Below are 17,054 nucleotides of genomic sequence, written 5' to 3' on the forward strand. Positions count from 1 at the left end.
TTTTGCGGCGTCCCGCGGTCTGCGGCGGTTTCGCCTTTTGGGTGCAAGATTCAGGGCCTTCCGTGGAGACGGGCAGCCCCGACATTGCATACAATAGGGTCAGTCTGTGGCCCCTTCGGGCGTGGCGTCAAGGCTAAAAACATCGCGTGAGGGGGTAGATCCCTGATTTCAGCGCGCTTGGCGAACAGGTTTGTATGCAATCTATTGCCGGTTGTGCGGTCTTGCCTGCGCAGGCAAGGCCATTGGCGTCGCTGCCCGCAGATGGGATAGCCTCACCGCTGGGCGGACGGCTGCGGATGCGTGCTGCTGGCCGGGGTCCGTTTGCATGTTAGGTGTTGGTGCGAGGTGCTGTCCGATTTGCGGGAGTGGTGCGGTCCGGTGACGGTGAGGCATATCTTCAGGGCAGCCGTGCTCATGGCAGCGGCATTGCTGTTGCCGGGCTGCGGATTGTTCGGCGGTGGGGACCAGCGTGCCGGCTTCCTCGCGCCCGAGGTCGAGGGCGGCATCGTCTACGAGACCCGTATCGAGGGCCTCGACGACCCCGCGCTGGTGGAACTGGCGGAGGATTCCCTGCGCCTCTACACGCTCGCGGCCCGCAGGCCGCAGAGCCTTGCGCGGCTGAGCAGGCGTGCGGAGGCGGATGCGGAGACGCTCGCCGCGATTCTCCGCTCGCGCGGCTATTACCAGTCGAAGGTCACGGTCGAAGTGACGGATACGGGCGAACGTGTTCGTCCGCCCGACGGTGCGTCGGAGGTGGAGGACGTCCGCACCGGCACGAGCGTCCCGGTCCGCGGCGACGCGGAGGCAGAACAGACCGGCGCCTCCCAGACCGACCCGACGGCGCAGGTGGTTCTGAGCGTGACGCGCGGGCCGCTGTTCCGGCTGGCCGAGGTGGCCTACCCGCTGCCCGACGGCTACCGGGGCCCCGCCTTGCCGAAGCAGGCGCGGCTCGGCATTCCCTTAGGCCATCCCGCCATCGCGGAGGACATCGTGGCCGCGGAGGGAGCGGTGCTCGTCTTCCTGCGGGAGCGCGGGCACCCATATGCGCGTGCGGGCAAGCGCACCGCGCTGGCCGATCCGGAGGCGCAGACGATCACCGTCTCGACCCTGATCGACCCCGGGCCGCGCGTGAGCTATGGCGAGACGCGGGTGGAGCGGCTGGACAGCCTGGAGCCGGACTATGTCGCGGGCTTTGCCGAGTGGGAGGCGGGCGCACTCTCCGACCAGCGCGATCTCTCCGATGTGCAGCGCGCGCTCGCCGCATCGCGCCTGTTCGACGTGGTGACCGTCCGCCTGCCGGAGGAGGCGCCGGCGGGCCTGGGCGCGGGCGACAGCGTCACGCTTCCCGTCACCATCAGGGCGGAGGAAGCGCCCCATCGCACCATCGGCGGCGGCTTGCGCTATTCGACCGACGGCGGGCCGGGCGTGCGTGCCTATTGGGAGCACCGCAATCTCTTCGGGCGGGGCGAACGGTTCCGCACCGAGCTCGACGCCGACCTCGTCGCCCAGACGCTGGAGAACCGCTTCGTCAAGCCGCGCTTCCTGCGGCCCGACCAGGACCTCTTGGCGGGCCTCGCGTTCGAGCGGGAAGACGACGACGCCTATGAACTGATCGGCGCGACGGCGAGCATCGGCCTGGAGCGGCGGGTGTCGGCCCGCTGGATCGCAGGCGCCGGCGTGCTGGGCGAGGTTCAGGAGATCACGGACGATACCGGACGGCGGATGAGCTATCTCGTCGGCCTGCCGCTCTTCGCCGCCTACGACAGTTCCGACAATCTTCTCGACCCGACGCAGGGCGCGCGGGCGCGGGCGACGGCGACGCCGTTCGCGGGCGTGTCGGACGGCGTGGCGCTGAGCTTCCTCGTGCTCGACGCGACGGCTTCCACCTATTGGGCGCTCGACGACGACGACCGCTACATCGCCGCCTTCCGGGGGCGGATCGGAAGCATCCTCGGCGCCTCGCGTGCAACCATTCCGGCACCGCGGCGCCTCTATTCGGGCGGCGGCGGGTCCGTGCGCGGCTACCAGAGCCGGTTCATCGGCCCGCTCGACGCCAACAACGATCCGCTCGGCGGCCGCTCTGTCGTGGAGTTCGGCATGGAGATGCGCGCGCGCGTCACCGACACCGTCGGCGTCGTGCCCTTCGTGGACATGGGCTCGGTCAGCACGACGGAGTACCCCGACTTCAACGAGGGGCTGCAATATGCGGCAGGCCTTGGCCTGCGTTACTACAGCCCCATCGGCCCGATCCGCGCTGACGTCGCGGTCCCGCTCAATCCGCGCGACGCGGACAATGCGTTCGAGTTCTACATCTCCATCGGGCAGGCATTCTGATGCGGCATGCGGCGATCCTTCTGGCCCTCGTGGGCATGCTGCTGCTTCCGGCGGGGCCGTCGGCGGCCTTCCTGTCGTTCGAGGGGGTGACGAACAGCTTCATCCAGTTCGTCATCCGCCAGATCAACGTGCCGGGCGAGTTCGAACTGACGGTCGGCAATCTGATCGAGGGGGAGGACGGCTTCACGACGCTCGAAGGCTTCTCGGTCGCCGACCGCGAGGGGGTGTGGCTGTCGGCGGAACGGGTGGCGCTCGACTGGTCGCCCTCCGCGCTGCTGCGCGGCGAAATCAACCTGTCGCTGCTGCGGCTGGAGGACGTCGACCTGAAGCGGCTGCCCGTGACGGGCGATGCGCCTGAGAACGGGGGCGGTGACGAGGCGGCGGGCGGCATCCGCTGGCCGCGCGCACCGCTCGGCGTGGAAATCGCCGAGCTTGTGCTGACCCGGCTCACCGTCGCCGACACGATCCTGCCAGAGGCCGCGACGCTCACCGCCGCCGGTGCCTTCCGCGACATCGGCGACGTGCAGTCGATCCGGCTGGAGGCGGAACGGACCGACGGGGTGGGTGCGACGCTCGACCTTGACATGACGCGGGACTTCGTCGCCGACACGCTGAAGGCGCGCGTGCGTTTCGCCGAACCGCAAGGGGGGCTCGTCGCCCGGCTCGTGGGACTGCCCGATGCGCCGGCGGTGTCGCTGGCGCTCGACGCCGACGGTCCCCCGACGGACTGGGGCGGGGCGCTTGCGGCAAGCGTCGAGGGATACGGGGCGGTCGACGGCACCGCGTCCGCGGCCTGGGCCGGCCCCTTGTCGGTCGCTGCCGACGTGACGCTGACGCCGGGGGACCGGCTTGCCCCGGAGATCGCCGCGGCGATCGGCCAGGCCGCACACCTCGACATCGCCGCGCGCGAGGGCGGGGACGGGCGCGTCGCGCTGGAGCGGGCGCGGTTCCGCCTCGCCGCGGGCCGCCTCGACGCGCGGGGCGATTTCGCACGGACCTTGAACGACATCGCCATCGACATGCGCGCCGATGTGCCGGAGGAGGGTGCCCGTCTGCTCGATCCCTTCCTTGCGCCCGCGACGGTGAAGGGCGCGGGTCTCGACATCGCGGTGCGCGGATCCGCCGCCGCGCCCCGTTTCTCGGTTCAGGGCCGGGTCGAGGAGGTAGCGACGCCGGATGCCGCCGCGGCCTCCCTCGACCTCGATGCCCGTGTTGCGGTCTCGGGAGGCGCCGTGGAAGGCGACGCAAGCCTGGTCGCGCGCGGTCCGGGACTCGCCGGCCGGCCCGACCTGACCGCCTTGCTCGGCCCGGAGATCGCGGTGGAGGCAGAAGGGCGGTACGCGGCCGGTATCGCCGAGGTCGCCCGCTTCTCGGTCGCCTCGCGCGTGGTCGAGGCACGTGGGGAGGGCCGCTTCGACACCGGCGCGGGAGAGGCAAGCGGGCGGCTGCGCATCGCGGCGACGGATCTTGCCCCGCTGGCAGCGTTCGCCGGGCAGGATCTCCGGGGTGGGGCGACGCTGACTGCGGACGTGCGCCGCGCGCGTCTCGATGGCGCGCTCGATGCCGACGTGCAGCTTGCCGGACGGGGGCTCGACAGCGCGGACGCGCTGATCGCGGCGGTTCTCGCGGGGCGCGTGGATGCGGTGGCGACGGTGCGGACGGACGATGCGCGCGTCGTGCGGCTTTCGCCCGCGCGGATCGAGACGGGCGCGCTGACCGCCACGGCGGAGGGCGAGGCCGATCTGGAAGCGCAGCGGGGCGACCTCGACTACACCCTCTCGGTGCCCGACGTGGCGGGGATCGCGGGCGCCGCGGGCGCGGATGCGCGCGGGGCGCTCTCGGCAGAGGGCCGTGTCCGCGGCCCCCTCCTGGCCCCGGCGGCGGTTGGCGAGGTGCGCCTCGCGGAAGCCCGTATCAACGGTGCGCAGCTGGGGCGCGTGAGCCTTGCCCATGATGTTGCAATGGAAGACGGGGGCCCCAGGGGTTCGGTGCGCCTGGAGGTCGCGGGCAGCCAGCTTGGCGACGGTGCGGGTGAGGCGCGTTTCCGGACCGTGGACGGGGTTCTCGACCTTGCGCGGATCGAGGCGTCGCTGCTCGGCCTCGCAGCGAGCGGAAAGGCCCGGGTTCCACTCGATGGGCGGCCGGCAACGGGCAGCCTCGCGCTCACCGCGCGCGATCTCGGGGGAGTGGGACGGCTCGCGGGCCTCGACCTCGCGGGGACGGGCCGGGCGGACTTGCAGCTGGCAGCCAACGGACGGGCGCAGGCGGCGCGCGTGGTCGTGGATGCACGCGACGTGCGCAGCGGCGCGGCGGAGATCGCCGGGCTGAGGGCGGCAATGCGCGTGGGCGACGTCGGGACCATGTCCGGCATCGATGCGGTCGTCACCGCCGACAGCGTGTCGCTGCCGCGCGCCGGGTTCTCGCGGGTGACGGCAAGCGCGGACGGCCCGCTCGCCGGGCTCGTGTGGGAGGTGGCGGCGGACGGGCGGACCTCGGCGCCGGTGGCGGCGCCCCTTCTGGTCTCCGGGGGCGGGACGGCCGACCTCGCGGGAGACGCGCCCCGGGTGGAGGTGCGCCGGCTCGACGTGCGCTATGCGGAGGAGCATTTCGCGCTCGCCGACGCGCTCGACGTGAGGCTCGGCGGCGGTCAGACGCGGTTGGAGGGGCTCGATCTGCTGGCTGCAGAAGGGCGGATCCAGGGCCAGCTTTCGGCCGGCGCGCGCGCCATCGCCGCGGACCTTGCGCTGGAGGGGGTGCCGCTGCGGCTGGTGCGGGCGGCGTCTGGGCGCACGGGTCTTGCGGGCACGCTCTCGGGCCGCGTGGACGTGCGTACCGGCGGGCGCGACGCTGGCGGGACGGTCAGGCTTGCGACCGACGGGCTGAGCGCGGGCGGCGCGGGGGACGGCGGCCTCGACCTCGCGCTGGAGGCGGACTGGGACGGGCGCATGCTGGGCGCGGGACTGACGGCCAGGGCGGGGGAGGCAGCACCCGTGCGCGGGCGGCTTTCGCTGCCGCTCGTCCCCGGGCGCAGAGGTCCGGTGCCTGTTGTCGTGCCGAAGGGGGCGGAGATCGACGGAGCGCTCGACTGGCAAGGCGACGTCGCGCCGCTGTGGGCGCTTGCCCCCCTGCCGGACCATATCCTCGAGGGGCAGGGCGTCATCGACCTGAAAGTGGCGGGCAGCATCGAGACACCGCGGGTTTCCGGTCAGGTGCGTCTGGCCGACGGAGTCTACGAGAACCTCGTCTCGGGCACCTATCTGGCGGACCTGCGGCTCGAGACCGACCTTGCCGGTACCGATGCCGTATCGTGGCGGCTGACGGGAACCGACGGCGCGAAGGGCCGCGTCGAGGGGGAGGGGCGCCTGACACTCGGCGGGGAGGAGGTTTTCACCCTCGACACCGGTCTCCGGTTCGACAATGCGCTTCTGGTGCGCCGGGACGAGGCCGTGGCGCAGATGACGGGGGAGGTGCGCGCTTCGGGCGACGGGCGCGAGCTGGCCGTGACCGGCAGGCTTGCCGCCGACTTCGTGGAAGTGCGTCTGCTGAACAAGCTTCCGCCCAGCATCGTCACGCTGGACGTGCGCTTCCCCGGCGATCCGCCCGAGGCAGAGGGCCGTGCCCGCCAGGACCGTGCCATCCGCGTGCCGCTCGATATCGCCGTGGAGATGCCCCAGCGGGTGTTCGTCCGCGGGCGCGGGCTCGAAAGTGAGTGGGGCGGGGCGCTGAAGATCGGTGGCACCGCTGCGGCGCCCCGCGTCGTCGGCACGATCGAGGCGCGCCGCGGCTATCTCGACTTCATCGGGCGCAGCTTCGAGATCGAGCGGGGCGAAGTGCGCTTCTCGGGCGCGACCCCGCCGTCGCCCGCCGTGGATCTTGTGCTGACCCGGGAGGCGAACGACGTGACGGGCCGGATCGAGATCTTCGGCACCGCGACCGCGCCGGAAATCGCGTTTTCCTCCACCCCCGGCCTGCCGGAGGACGAGGTGCTGCCCCGGGTCCTGTTCGGCAAGTCGGCACAGTCCATGAGCGCGCTGGAGGCGCTGCAGCTTGCCTCGGGCGTGGCCACGTTGCTGTCTGGGGAGGCGGGGGTGATCGACAGCCTTCGCGGCGCGCTGGGAGTGGACGTGCTGCGGGTCGAGGGCGGCGAGGCCGAAGGCGAGGCGGCAAGCGTCTCGGTCGGGAGCTATGTCGCCGAAGGCGTGTTCGTCGGCACCAAGCAGCCGCTCGACGGGCGCGGCGGTTCGGTGCTCGTCGAGGTGGAGATCACCGACCGGATCACGGTTGACACCGAGGTGGGCCAGGAGGGCAACACCAGCGCCGGCGTCAACTGGCGCTACGACTATTGAGCGTGCCCGCCCGTCCGCAGCGGCCCTGCCGTCAGCGCCCCTTGTAGACCGGCGGCCGCTTGGCCAGGAAGGCGGCGACGCCCTCGGCGAAATCGTCCGTGTTGCCCGCGGACTTCTGGGCCACCCGCTCGTGATGAAGCTGCGCTTCGTAGCCGTTCTCGAGGCTCGCCCAATAGGCCTTGCGGATCAGCCCCAGTGCAACGGTCGGCCCCGCGGCAAGCTGGCGGGCGAGTGCGGTTGCCTCCTCCCGCAGCCGCGCATCCGGCACGACGCGCGTGACGAGGCCCCATTCGCGGGCGGTCCCGGCGGGCAGCTTTTCCCCCAGCATCGAAAGCTCCAGCGCGCGCGCCCGTCCGACGAGGCGCGGCAGAAGCCACGTCGCCCCGCCGTCGGGGACGAGGCCGATGTGCCGGAACGCCTGCAGGAAATAGGCGCTTTCGGCGGCGATCACGATGTCGCCCATCAGCGCGAAGCTCATGCCCACACCGGCGGCGGCCCCGTTGACCGCGGTGACGACTGGCATCGGCAGGTCGCGCAGCCTGAGCATGAGGGGATTGTAACAGCGTTCCAGCACCTGGCCGACGTCGCGGCTGCCGTCGGGGCCGGGCGCGATGAGACTGGCGTCGGAGAGATCGGCGCCCGCGCAGAACCCGCGGCCCTCCCCCGTCAGCAGCAGACAACGCACGCCTGCCGCGGGGTCGGCGATCTGCCTGAGCGCCTGATCGAGGTCGTCGAGCATCTGGCGGTTGACCGCGTTCATCGCCTGCGGGCGGTTGAAGGCGAGCACGGCGAGGCCGTCCTCGATGGCGAGCGTCAGCGTGGAATAGGTCATGGCCGCGGCGTTCCCCCTTGCGTGGCCGCAAGGGTGCGGGCAAGCGCGCCGGGCGGTCAAGCAGGGACGGGGGCAGATACCTGCGAAGGCCGGCTCAGGCGGCGCCCCGGACCGATGCGGAAGCCGGGGGCGGAACGGTCGCGTCCTGGCCCAGTTCGTCCTCGCCGACGGTGATGTTGCGGCCGCGCATCTTCGCCACGCGCAGGGCACGCTCGGCCCGCTGCAGCATGTCGCCCATCCGTTCGCCCGCGTGGTACTCGACCGCGCCGAAGGACATGGTGATACGCCCCAGGGTCTCGCCGGTCGATTTCTTGACGATCTTCTTGCGTTCGACGGTCTGGCGGATGTGGTTGGCGACGATGCGCGCACCCTTCAGCCCCGTCTGCGGGAAGATCACCGCGAATTCCTCGCCGCCGAAGCGTGCGGCGATGTCGCGGCCCTTCACGTTCTCGCTGAGACAGCCGCCGACGAGCCGCAGTACCTGGTCGCCGGTCAGGTGGCCCCAGGTCTCGTTGAAGGCGTTGAAATGGTCGATGTCGCCAAGGATCAGAGACAGCTGCTGCTTGTTCTCGACGGCCTCGCGCACGGCGCGCTGCAGCTTTTCCTCGAAATAGTGACGGTTGGCAAGGCCGGTCAGGGTATCGGTGGTGGCCTCGCGCTTCGTTGTCTCCAGCGTGTCCCGCAGGCGCTTGATCTCGGTGACGGAGGTCTCGAGTTCGGTTTCGAGCGCGCGCGACTTGGCTTCCATCTTGCGGGACGCATCGACGAGGCGGGCGACCACGGTGCGCAGGGCGGCAGGGTCCGTTTCCCCCTCCACCGAGCTTGTCACGCCTTCCAGCGCATTGCTGAACGCATTGGAATCGTGAGCCGCCCGCTCGAGGTGCTCGACGATCCGGTCGATGTGCCCGGCCATCTGCTCCGAGGCCTGCTCGATCGCCTCGTTTGTCGCATGGCGGCCGCAATACTGGCGCCACAGCGTCTCCGAGACCTCGCCGGTGATGGCGTTGCCGTTCTTCTGCAGGTGGTTGTCGATGGCCCGCGTCAGGTCGGCATTGGTGCCGGCGGCATAGGTGTACCACACCTCGTAATGGACCGGGTGCGGATCGATGCCGAACCGTGCCATCAGGGCCATTGCCCGCGAGCAATAATCGACCGTCTTGCCGATTTCGTCGATGTCCGTCACCGCCAGCCTCGTTGATCATGACAGATTGCAGTGCAACTGCACGTCATGAGTGTGGAGGTGCGTTGGTAAAGAATGCCTTTACCGTGCGCGGCGGTTCATCCGCTCAGCTTTCGCTGGCAGCGTCGGCAGCCTTCTTCGTGCGCCGGGCAGCAGGCTTGCGCGCGGGAGCCTTCTTCTTCGCGGCGGGTGCGGTGTCGTCGCCGGCGGCCGCGGGTGCTTCCGCCCCCTCTGCCTTCGCGGCCTTTGCGGGCTTGGCCGCCTTGGCGCGGGACGGCTTGGCTGCCTTCGCAGATGCCGTCCGTGCCGGCGCCGCCTTCTCCGCAGGCTTCTCCTTCTCCGAAGACGCGGTCGGGAAGACGGGCCGCAGCAGGAAGTCCGGAACGTGGTCGCCCAGACCCTTCACCGGTTCGTCGCGGTCGCGGTCGCGGTCACGGCCGCGGTCGCGGTCGCGCCCACGATCGCGCCGGTCGCCCTTGCGGTCCTGCTGCCGGTCCTGCTGCGTGGGCGCCTCGCGCCGGGGCTCGCGCGCAGCGGGTGCCGCCTCCTCCCGCGGTTCCGGCTGCCGGGCGGGTGCAGCGGTGTCCTGGACGGGCTTGCTGCCTTCGCCCCTGCGGCCCTTGCGCCGGTCCTTGCCCTTGTCGGCGCTCTTCTCGGCAGGCGTCTCGCCGGCGGGGGAGGGCTCTTGTCCGGCGGCCTTGTGCGCCGGGGCGGGTTTGCTGCCCTCGCGCGGGATCTCGCGCTGGATCAGCTTCTCGATACGGTCGACGTACTTCGCCTCGTCCTCGGTCGCGATGGTGATCGCCTTGCCGGACTTTCCCGCCCGGCCGGTGCGGCCGATGCGGTGGACGTAGTCCTCCGGGTGGATCGGGACGTCGTAGTTGACGACATGGCTCACCGCCGGGATGTCGAGGCCGCGCGCGGCCACGTCGCTGGCCACAAGGATCTGGATCTGGTCGGTCTTGAACTGGTCGAGCACCTTCATCCGCACGCTCTGGTCGAGGTCGCCATGAAGCGCGCCGGCGGTGAAGCCGGCCTTCTCCAGCGACTTGGCCAGCGTGCCGACATCGCGCTTGCGGTTGCAGAAGACGATGGCGTTCTTCACGTCCTCCGCCTTCAGCGCCTCGATCAGCTTGCCACGCTTGGCGGTGCGCGTCGTCTGGATGAGCGACTGGGCGACCGTTTCCGCGGTCGTGGAGGCGCGCGCCACCTCGATCTTCACCGGGTTCGTCAGGAAGGCGGAGGTGATGCGCTGGATCTCCGGCGGCATGGTCGCGGAGAAGAACAGCGTCTGGCGCGTGAAGGGGGTCAGCTTGCAGATGCGCTCGACATCCGGGATGAAGCCCATGTCGAGCATCCGGTCCGCCTCGTCCACGACGAGAACCTGCACACCCGTCAGCAGGACCTTGCCGCGCTCGAAATGGTCGAGCAGGCGGCCGGGCGTGGCGATCAGCACGTCGACGCCGCGGTTCAGCTTGGCTTCCTGGTCGGCGAAGGACACGCCGCCGATGAGAAGCGCCATGGTCAGCTTGAGGTGCTTGCCGTAGACCTCGAACGATTCTGCGACCTGGGCGGCCAGTTCCCGCGTCGGCTCCAGGATCAGCGTGCGCGGCATGCGTGCCTTGGAGCGGCCCTGCGCGAGGATCGTCAGCATCGGCAGCGTGAAGGATGCGGTCTTGCCCGTGCCCGTCTGGGCGATGCCCAGAACGTCGCGGCCGGCGATCACCTGGGGGATCGCCTGCTCCTGGATGGGGGTGGGCTTTTCGTACCCGGCCTCGCGGACCGCGCGAAGAACCTCGGGGTGGAGGCCGAGAGTGTCGAAACTCATGTGGGTCTTACGTGCTCCATGCGCCGCCCCGGACATTCCGGGGAACTGGTCGTCGGTCCAGGCGGCAGATCCGGCGCGCGCGACGATTGCCTCCGGATCTCTCCGGCTGAACCGCCCGCACCATATTGCTTTTCCCTATATTGTCAAATCGTTCCAATCTTGCGCCCAAGTTGCGGGTTGACCGGCCCCGGAATTCGGTGTCTGCGTTGCCCGCCACAGGACATGAACGGACTATTCGGGATGGATCGACAGAACCTTGTGCTGGTGCCCGGCCTGATCTGCACGGACGCACTCTATGCGCCGCAGATCGATGCGCTCTCGCCCTATGCCGACATCATGGTGGCGGACCACCGCCGCCACGACAGCATGGCCGCGATCGCCGCCGCGATCCTGGAGGAGGCGCCGCGCTTCTTCGCGCTGGGGGGCTTGTCCATGGGCGGCTACATCGCCTTCGAGATCATGCGCCAGGCGCCGGAGCGGGTGACGAAGCTCGCTCTCATGGACACATCCGCCCGGCCCGACACCGACGAGCAGCGCAAACGCCGCGCCGGCCTGATCGACCAGGCCGACCACGGGAAGTTCAAGGGCGTCACCCGCGGGCTCCTGCCGCTCTTCATCCACGAGGACCGGCTGCACGATGCCCCGCTGGTCGAGACGATCATGCAGATGGCGAAGGACACCGGCCGCGAGGCGTTCAAGCGGCAGCAGACCGCGATCATGGGCCGCGCCGACAGCCGCCCGCTGCTGCCGTCGATCCAGTGCCCGACAGTCGTCGTCTGCGGCCGGCAGGATGCGCTGACGCCGCTGTCGCTGGCCGAGGAGATGGCGGACGCCATCCCCACGGCGCGGCTGGAGATCGTCGAGGACTGCGGCCACCTGCCGACGCTGGAGCGGCCGGAGGCGGTGAACGCCATCCTCAAGGACTGGCTGGTCGGCTGATCCCCGTCAGGGGTGTCGCCTTCAGTCGTTCCACTCCCGCCCGTCAAGCTCGATATGCGGATTGACCGCGGGCATCATCGCCACGAACACGTCGCGCATGCTCTGCGCGTAGCCGGGCGCGCCAGGACCGGGAACGGCGCTGTTGGTCACCATACCGTGCGCATAGGCGAACCCGCCGTAGCACAGCACGGCCGTCACCTTCAGCCCGCCGTCGCGGGCCGCCACCGGCGCATCGCCGAGGCAGATCGATTTCTCGTTGGCGGGCCGCGCCGGGTTGAACACCAGGACGAGGCGGTTCTTGACCGTGCCGGGCTCGACGGGGCGGAGGCCCGCGCCGCCCACATAGGCCGGAAGCGTCAACCCTTGCGTGGCCGCAACCGGGTCTGCGCCGATCACCTCGGTCGGCATGCCGCCGACGGACGCCGTCCTCACCAGGCCCGGCGAATAGAAGGTGTCCCAGTCGACCCGGCTGACCGTCGACATGCCTGCACATCCTGCGAGAAATGCACCGCCAGCCACGGCCAGAACCGCCGACCTGATCCCCGACATGCCCATGTTCGCCTCTCCCGCCTGAAAAGCGTTGGTGTTCCCGTTTCAGCGAATATGGGAGCACGCAAGCGTCTTGGGGAGAGGGGTCAGATGTCGATGTCGGTCACGAAGGCGGCGTTTTCGGAGATATAGGCGAAGCGCCGCTCCGCCTTCTTGCCCATCAGCTGCTCGACAAGCTCGCCCGTGTCCATGCGCTCCGCCATCGGGATGGTGACGCGCAGGAGGGAGCGGGTCTTCGGGTCCATCGTGGTTTCGCGCAGCTGGGCGGGCATCATCTCGCCCAGGCCCTTGAAGCGGCTGACCTCGACCTTCGTGCTGCCCTTGAACTCCTGCGCGACGATCTCGTCCCGGTGCGCCTCGTCGCGGGCATAGAAGCTGCGCCCGCCCTGGCTCAGCCGGTAGAGCGGCGGGATCGCGAGATAGAGGTGGCCCTGGTCGATCAGGCTGCGCATCTCCCGGTAGAAGAAGGTCATCAGCAGCGAGGCGATGTGTGCGCCGTCGACGTCGGCGTCGGTCATGATGATGACCTTGTCGTAGCGCAGGTCGTCCTCGCGGTATTTCGTCCCGGTGCCGCAGCCCAAGGCCTGCACGAGGTCCGAAAGCTCCCGGTTGGCGTCGAGCTTGCCCGCGCCCGCGCTCGCCACGTTCAGGATCTTGCCGCGCAAGGGCAGGACGGCCTGGTTCGCCCGTGCGCGCGCCTGCTTGGCCGACCCGCCGGCGGAATCGCCCTCGACGATGAAGATCTCGGTCCCCTGGCGCTCCGCGGCGGTGCAATCGGCGAGCTTGCCCGGAAGCCTGAGCTTGCGCGTGGCCGTGCGGCGGGAGACCTCCTTCTCCGCGCGCCGTCGTGTGCGCTCCTCCGCCCGGTCGATGACCCATTCCAGCAGCGCGTCCGCCATCGCCGGATGGCCGGAGAGCCAATGGTCGAAATGGTCGCGCACCGCATTCTCGACGACGCGGGCGACCTCGGCGGTCGCGAGCTTCTCCTTGGTCTGGCCCTGGAACTCCGGCTCCCGGACGAAAACGGAAATGAGGCCCGCGACCGTGCCCATCACGTCGTCAGGCTGGACGATGCCCGCCTTCTTGACGTTCTTCAAAGCGCCATAGGCCTTGAGCCCCTTGGCGAGCGCGGCGCGCAGGCCCTGCTCGTGCGTGCCGCCCTGCGGCGTGGGAACCGTGTTGCAGAAGGAGGAAAGCCCCGCCTCCACGTCGAGCGTCCACGCGACCGCCCATTCGACCGAGCCCGGCCGGTCGGCGAACTTCACCACGCCCGAGAACGGCTCCGGCGTGACGGTGCGCGCATCCTCAAGCTCGACGGCGAGGAAGTCGGCAAGCCCGCCGGGGAAGTGGAAGCTGTCCGTCTCCGGCGGCCCGTCCTTGCCCGCCAGCAGTTCCGGCGCGCAGGTCCAGCGGATCTCGACCCCGCGATAGAGGAAGGCCTTCGACCGCGCCATGCGGTAGAGGCGGGCAGGGCGGAAGCGCGCTGCCTCCCCGAAGATTTCCGGGTCCGGGTGGAAGCGGACGAGCGTGCCGCGCCGGTTCTGGATCGGTCCCTTGTCTTCCAGCGCGCTCGTCGGGTGGCCGCGCGAATAGGTCTGGCGCCACAGGCGGCGGTCGCGCACCACCTCGACCTCCAGCCTGTCGGACAGCGCGTTCACGACCGAGATGCCGACGCCATGAAGGCCGCCCGACGTCTCGTAGGCCTTGCTGGAGAACTTTCCGCCCGCGTGCAGCGTGGTCATGATGACCTCGAGCGCGGAGGTGTCCGGGTGGCGTGGGTGCGGGTCGATCGGGATGCCGCGTCCGTTGTCCCGGATGGCAAGCGTGCCGTCGGCGGAAAGCTCGATCTCGATGCGGCTCGCATGGCCCGCGACCGCCTCGTCCATCGAGTTGTCGAGCACCTCGGCCGCCATGTGGTGATAGGCGCGCTCGTCGGTGCCGCCGATGTACATGCCCGGGCGGCGGCGGACGGGCTCCAGCCCCTCCAGCACCTCGATGTCGCGGGCGGTGTAGCTGCTGCCCGTGTCCGCGGATGGATCTGCGAAAAGATCGACGTCGCTTGCCATATGCTGCCCACGCGCCAGGGAATCGCTCGGTGAAGTCTAGGACGCGGGGTATCGCACGCCAAACCCGGAAACGGCAATGCCGGCCGGGAGGGGGACCGGCCGGCATTGCGCGCCTTGCGGAGGAGGTCGAGGGTCGCGCCCTGTGCGGGGGACGCGGCCTGGAGAGGAGAGAGACCTCGTGGAAATGGTATTGCGAGGAGCGTGCCAAACTCCCGGCTCCGGATGGCACGGCCGCGAGGTGTTAAATATACTCATGTAAATCAGTGGGTTGCCTGTTTGCGACACGGTTGCGAATTCCCAACGCTGCGGGCGTGATCTATGTTGTAAGGCAGGAATGTGCCGCGTGAGTACATGCCGCTATCGGGCCGCTTGTGCCGAAGGGAGACAGGTCGCATGAGGATCGTGGGTGCACTGGCCGCGGCAGCAGCCGCCATCGTTCTTTCGGGATGCGAATCGACGGCGCAAAAGGAAACGCTCGCCGCCCAGTCCCTGCTTGTCGGGATGCCCAAGACGACACTGCTGGAATGTGCAGGTGCGCCGACCGCGACGGCGGCAGCGGACGGGCTGGAGTATTACACCTACGAGCTTTCGGGCTACGAGACCTGGGGCAGCCCGAGCGTCGGGGTGGGCGTCGGCAGCGTGTTCGGCGACCGGCGCAGCTTCGGCGCGTTCGGACTGGGCTTTCCGCTCTATGGCTACGACCGGGTGGACAGTGCCGTTTGCCGGACGACCTTCGTGCTGGAGCGGGACCGGGTGAAGGCCGTTCGCTATTCCGGCGCCGGGCCGACCTATGAGCGCACGCGCCTCTGCCACGCGATCGTTGCGCCCTGCCTGCCGCGCCCGGCGAACTAGGGGCACGCAGTCGGGGCAGAACGGCAAAGACCGCCCCGGTTGCCCGGAGCGGCCTTCCTCATACGCGCATCCTGCGTGCGATCCGGCGAGGGATCAGACGCTGTAGTACATCTCGAACTCGACCGGGTGCGGCGTGTGCTCGAAGTTGTACACCTCTTCCATCTTCAGCTCGATGTAGGCATCGATCTGGTCGTCGGTGAACACGCCGCCCTTCTTCAGGAACTCCCGGTCGCCGTCGAGGGCTTCCAGCGCCTCGCGCAGGCTGCCGCAAACGGTCGGGATGTCCTTCAGCTCTTCCGGCGGCAGGGCATAGAGGTCCTTGTCCATCGGGTCGCCCGGATGGATCTTGTTCTCGATGCCGTCGAGGCCCGCCATCATCAGCGCCGTGTAGGTCAGGTACGGGTTGCCCGAGGGATCGGGGAAGCGGCACTCGATCCGCTTGCCCTTCGGCGAGGGCGAGTAGGGGATGCGGATCGACGCCGAGCGGTTGCGCGCGGAGTAGGCCAGCAGCACCGGCGCCTCGAAGCCCGGGATCAGGCGCTTGTAGGAGTTCGTCGAGGCGTTCGAGAAGGCGTTGATCGCGCGGGCGTGCTTGATGATCCCGCCGATGTAGTAGAGGCACGTCTCCGACAGGTCTGCGTAGCCCGAACCCGCGAACAGCGGCTTGCCGTCCTTCCAGATCGACTGGTGCACGTGCATGCCCGAGCCGTTGTCGCCCTTCACCGGCTTCGGCATGAAGGTCGCCGTCTTGCCGTAGGAGGCCGCCACCTGGTGGATGGCGTACTTGTAGATCTGCATCATGTCGCCGCAGCGCGTGAGCGTGGAGAACTTGAAGCCCAGCTCATGCTGCGAGGGCGCCACCTCGTGGTGGTGCTTCTCGACCTCGACGCCCATCTCGGCCATGGCCGAGAGCATCTCGGAGCGGATATCCTGGGCGCTGTCGACCGGCGGGACAGGGAAGTAGCCGCCCTTGATGCGCGGACGGTGGCCGAGGTTGCCCGGCTCCATCATGCGGTCGGTGTTGTAGGGGCCCTCGTCGCTGTCGATCTCGACCGCGACCTTGTTCATCGCGACCTTCCAGCGGATGTCGTCGAACATGAAGAACTCGGCTTCCGGGCCGCAATAAACGGTGTCGCCGACGCCCGAGGCCTTCAGGTAGGCTTCCGCCTTCTTCGCGGTCGTGCGCGGGTCGCGGCCATAGGCCTCGCCCGTGAACGGCTCCAGCACGTCGCAGGTGATCGACATGGTCGTCTGCGCGAAGAACGGGTCGATGAACGCCGTCGCCGTGTCAGGCATGAGGACCATGTCCGACTCGTTGATCGCCTTCCAGCCGGCGATGGACGAGCCGTCGAACATCTGGCCGTCCTCGAAGAACGACTCGTCGACCATGCCGACGTCGAAGGTGACGTGCTGCCACTTGCCCTTGGTGTCGGTGAAGCGCAGATCGACGTACTTGACGTCCTTGTCCTTAATTTCCTTCAGAAGCTTCTCAGCCGAGCTCATTGATCCATCGCCCTTTTTCGGTTCGAGTTGCTGGTTCTTGTCATCGTTGGGGCTGTCGCCCCGGACCTGGTCCGGTTTCCGCGTCCCGCGAGGGGGTGCGGCGTCCGGCCCGGCCTGTCCGCGTGCGGCCGGTCGCCCCGCCGCCCGCGAAGTTCCTCGATCTCTCTCTGCCCGCCCGTGCGCCCGCGCGTGGCTTGCGCGGCGGGCCCCTTCAGATCGCCTCCGTCCCGGTCTCGCCGGTGCGGATGCGCACGGCCTCCTCGACATTCGTCACGAAGATCTTCCCGTCGCCGATGCGGCCCGTGCGCGCGGCGTTGGTGATCGCCTCGATCGCCCGGTCGACGAGGCCGTCGTCCAGCACGATCTCCAGCTTCACCTTGGGCAGGAAATCGACGACATATTCGGCGCCGCGATAGAGTTCCGTATGGCCCTTCTGGCGGCCGAAACCCTTCGCCTCCGTCACCGTGATGCCCTGAAGGCCGACCTCCTGCAGCGCCTCCTTCACATCGTCGAGCTTGAAGGGCTTGATGATCGCCTCGATCTTCTTCATGGACGCCTGTTCTCCTCGCCGGCAAACGCGCTCTGCCCAAGTTCGTCGGGCCTGATTAAGCATGCCGCGTGCCAG

At 69.4% G+C, this 17,054-nt stretch carries 11 protein-coding genes; 4 read left to right on the forward strand and 7 right to left on the reverse strand.

The features are described 5' to 3' along the window. Positions 1-378 precede the first annotated feature (378 nt). Both NJQ99_RS04055 and NJQ99_RS04060 read left to right on the forward strand, forming a co-directional pair. Positions 379-2,334 carry an autotransporter assembly complex protein TamA gene (locus NJQ99_RS04055; protein WP_269331513.1) on the forward strand — a complete coding sequence of 652 codons (1,956 nt, stop codon included), beginning with the start codon at positions 379-381 and terminating at the stop codon, positions 2,332-2,334. Beyond that, the gene (locus tag NJQ99_RS04060; RefSeq protein ID WP_269331514.1) at positions 2,334-6,680 is read left to right on the forward strand and encodes a translocation/assembly module TamB domain-containing protein; all 4,347 of its coding nucleotides are present in this window, start codon (positions 2,334-2,336) and stop codon (positions 6,678-6,680) included. Before NJQ99_RS04055 ends, NJQ99_RS04060 begins: the two co-directional genes overlap by 1 nt. Before the next feature lie 31 nt (positions 6,681-6,711). On the opposite strand, the gene NJQ99_RS04065 is transcribed toward NJQ99_RS04060, so the two are convergent. The 3 genes from NJQ99_RS04065 to NJQ99_RS04075 form a co-directional block, all read right to left on the reverse strand. Beyond that, positions 6,712-7,512 (reverse strand): enoyl-CoA hydratase/isomerase, encoded by an 801-nt coding sequence (locus NJQ99_RS04065; RefSeq protein WP_269331515.1) that lies wholly within the window; start codon positions 7,510-7,512, stop codon positions 6,712-6,714. Between the two features lie 94 nt (positions 7,513-7,606). Next, on the reverse strand, positions 7,607-8,695 hold the full coding sequence (locus tag NJQ99_RS04070; RefSeq protein WP_269331516.1) for a GGDEF domain-containing protein: 1,089 nt from the start codon (positions 8,693-8,695) through the stop codon (positions 7,607-7,609). Between the two features lie 103 nt (positions 8,696-8,798). After that, the gene (locus NJQ99_RS04075) at positions 8,799-10,520 is read right to left on the reverse strand and encodes a DEAD/DEAH box helicase (protein WP_269331517.1); all 1,722 of its coding nucleotides are present in this window, start codon (positions 10,518-10,520) and stop codon (positions 8,799-8,801) included. A 240-nt stretch (positions 10,521-10,760) separates the two neighbouring features. Here NJQ99_RS04075 and NJQ99_RS04080 point away from each other — a divergent pair, with 240 nt between their 5' ends. After that, the gene (locus NJQ99_RS04080; protein WP_269331518.1) at positions 10,761-11,459 is read left to right on the forward strand and encodes an alpha/beta fold hydrolase; all 699 of its coding nucleotides are present in this window, start codon (positions 10,761-10,763) and stop codon (positions 11,457-11,459) included. A gap of 21 nt (positions 11,460-11,480) precedes the next feature. Here the strand turns inward: NJQ99_RS04080 and NJQ99_RS04085 are convergent, their stop codons facing one another. Then, a complete protein-coding gene (locus tag NJQ99_RS04085; RefSeq protein WP_269331519.1) occupies positions 11,481-11,942 on the reverse strand; it encodes a hypothetical protein in 462 nt (153 codons plus the stop codon). A 152-nt stretch (positions 11,943-12,094) separates the two neighbouring features. Next, positions 12,095-14,074: a DNA topoisomerase IV subunit B gene (gene parE, locus NJQ99_RS04090; protein WP_269331520.1), complete on the reverse strand. Its 1,980-nt coding sequence runs from the start codon at positions 14,072-14,074 to the stop codon at positions 12,095-12,097. Positions 14,075-14,467: 393 nt separating this feature from the next. Between parE and NJQ99_RS04095 the strand changes: the two genes are divergently transcribed. Next, a complete protein-coding gene (locus tag NJQ99_RS04095) occupies positions 14,468-14,926 on the forward strand; it encodes a hypothetical protein (RefSeq protein ID WP_269331521.1) in 459 nt (152 codons plus the stop codon). A gap of 93 nt (positions 14,927-15,019) precedes the next feature. On the opposite strand, the gene glnA is transcribed toward NJQ99_RS04095, so the two are convergent. Together glnA and NJQ99_RS04105 are read right to left on the reverse strand one after the other, a co-directional pair. Beyond that, entirely contained in the window at positions 15,020-16,429 is a 1,410-nt protein-coding gene (glnA, locus tag NJQ99_RS04100) for a type I glutamate--ammonia ligase (RefSeq protein WP_269331522.1), read from the reverse strand. A 211-nt stretch (positions 16,430-16,640) separates the two neighbouring features. Next, positions 16,641-16,979, reverse strand: coding sequence for a P-II family nitrogen regulator (locus tag NJQ99_RS04105; protein ID WP_269331523.1), 339 nt, complete (start codon positions 16,977-16,979; stop codon positions 16,641-16,643). Positions 16,980-17,054: the final 75 nt, after the last annotated feature.

The organism is Futiania mangrovi (assembly GCF_024158125.1).
Taxonomy (GTDB): Bacteria; Pseudomonadota; Alphaproteobacteria; order Futianiales; family Futianiaceae; genus Futiania; species Futiania mangrovi.

What these genes read in the sequence shown, in the direction of transcription:
- NJQ99_RS04080 (WP_269331518.1), top strand. Translation starts at nt 10,761, where the DNA reads ATGGATCGACAGAACCTTGTGCTGGTGCCCGGCCTGATCTGCACGGAC.
- NJQ99_RS04065 (WP_269331515.1), bottom strand. Translation starts at nt 7,512, where the DNA reads ATGACCTATTCCACGCTGACGCTCGCCATCGAGGACGGCCTCGCCGTG.
- NJQ99_RS04085 (WP_269331519.1), bottom strand. Translation starts at nt 11,942, where the DNA reads ATGTCGACGGTCAGCCGGGTCGACTGGGACACCTTCTATTCGCCGGGC.
- NJQ99_RS04060 (WP_269331514.1), top strand. Translation starts at nt 2,334, where the DNA reads ATGCGGCATGCGGCGATCCTTCTGGCCCTCGTGGGCATGCTGCTGCTT.
- NJQ99_RS04075 (WP_269331517.1), bottom strand. Translation starts at nt 10,520, where the DNA reads ATGAGTTTCGACACTCTCGGCCTCCACCCCGAGGTTCTTCGCGCGGTC.
- NJQ99_RS04095 (WP_269331521.1), top strand. Translation starts at nt 14,468, where the DNA reads ATGAGGATCGTGGGTGCACTGGCCGCGGCAGCAGCCGCCATCGTTCTT.
- glnA (WP_269331522.1), bottom strand. Translation starts at nt 16,429, where the DNA reads ATGAGCTCGGCTGAGAAGCTTCTGAAGGAAATTAAGGACAAGGACGTC.
- NJQ99_RS04105 (WP_269331523.1), bottom strand. Translation starts at nt 16,979, where the DNA reads ATGAAGAAGATCGAGGCGATCATCAAGCCCTTCAAGCTCGACGATGTG.
- parE (WP_269331520.1), bottom strand. Translation starts at nt 14,074, where the DNA reads ATGGCAAGCGACGTCGATCTTTTCGCAGATCCATCCGCGGACACGGGC.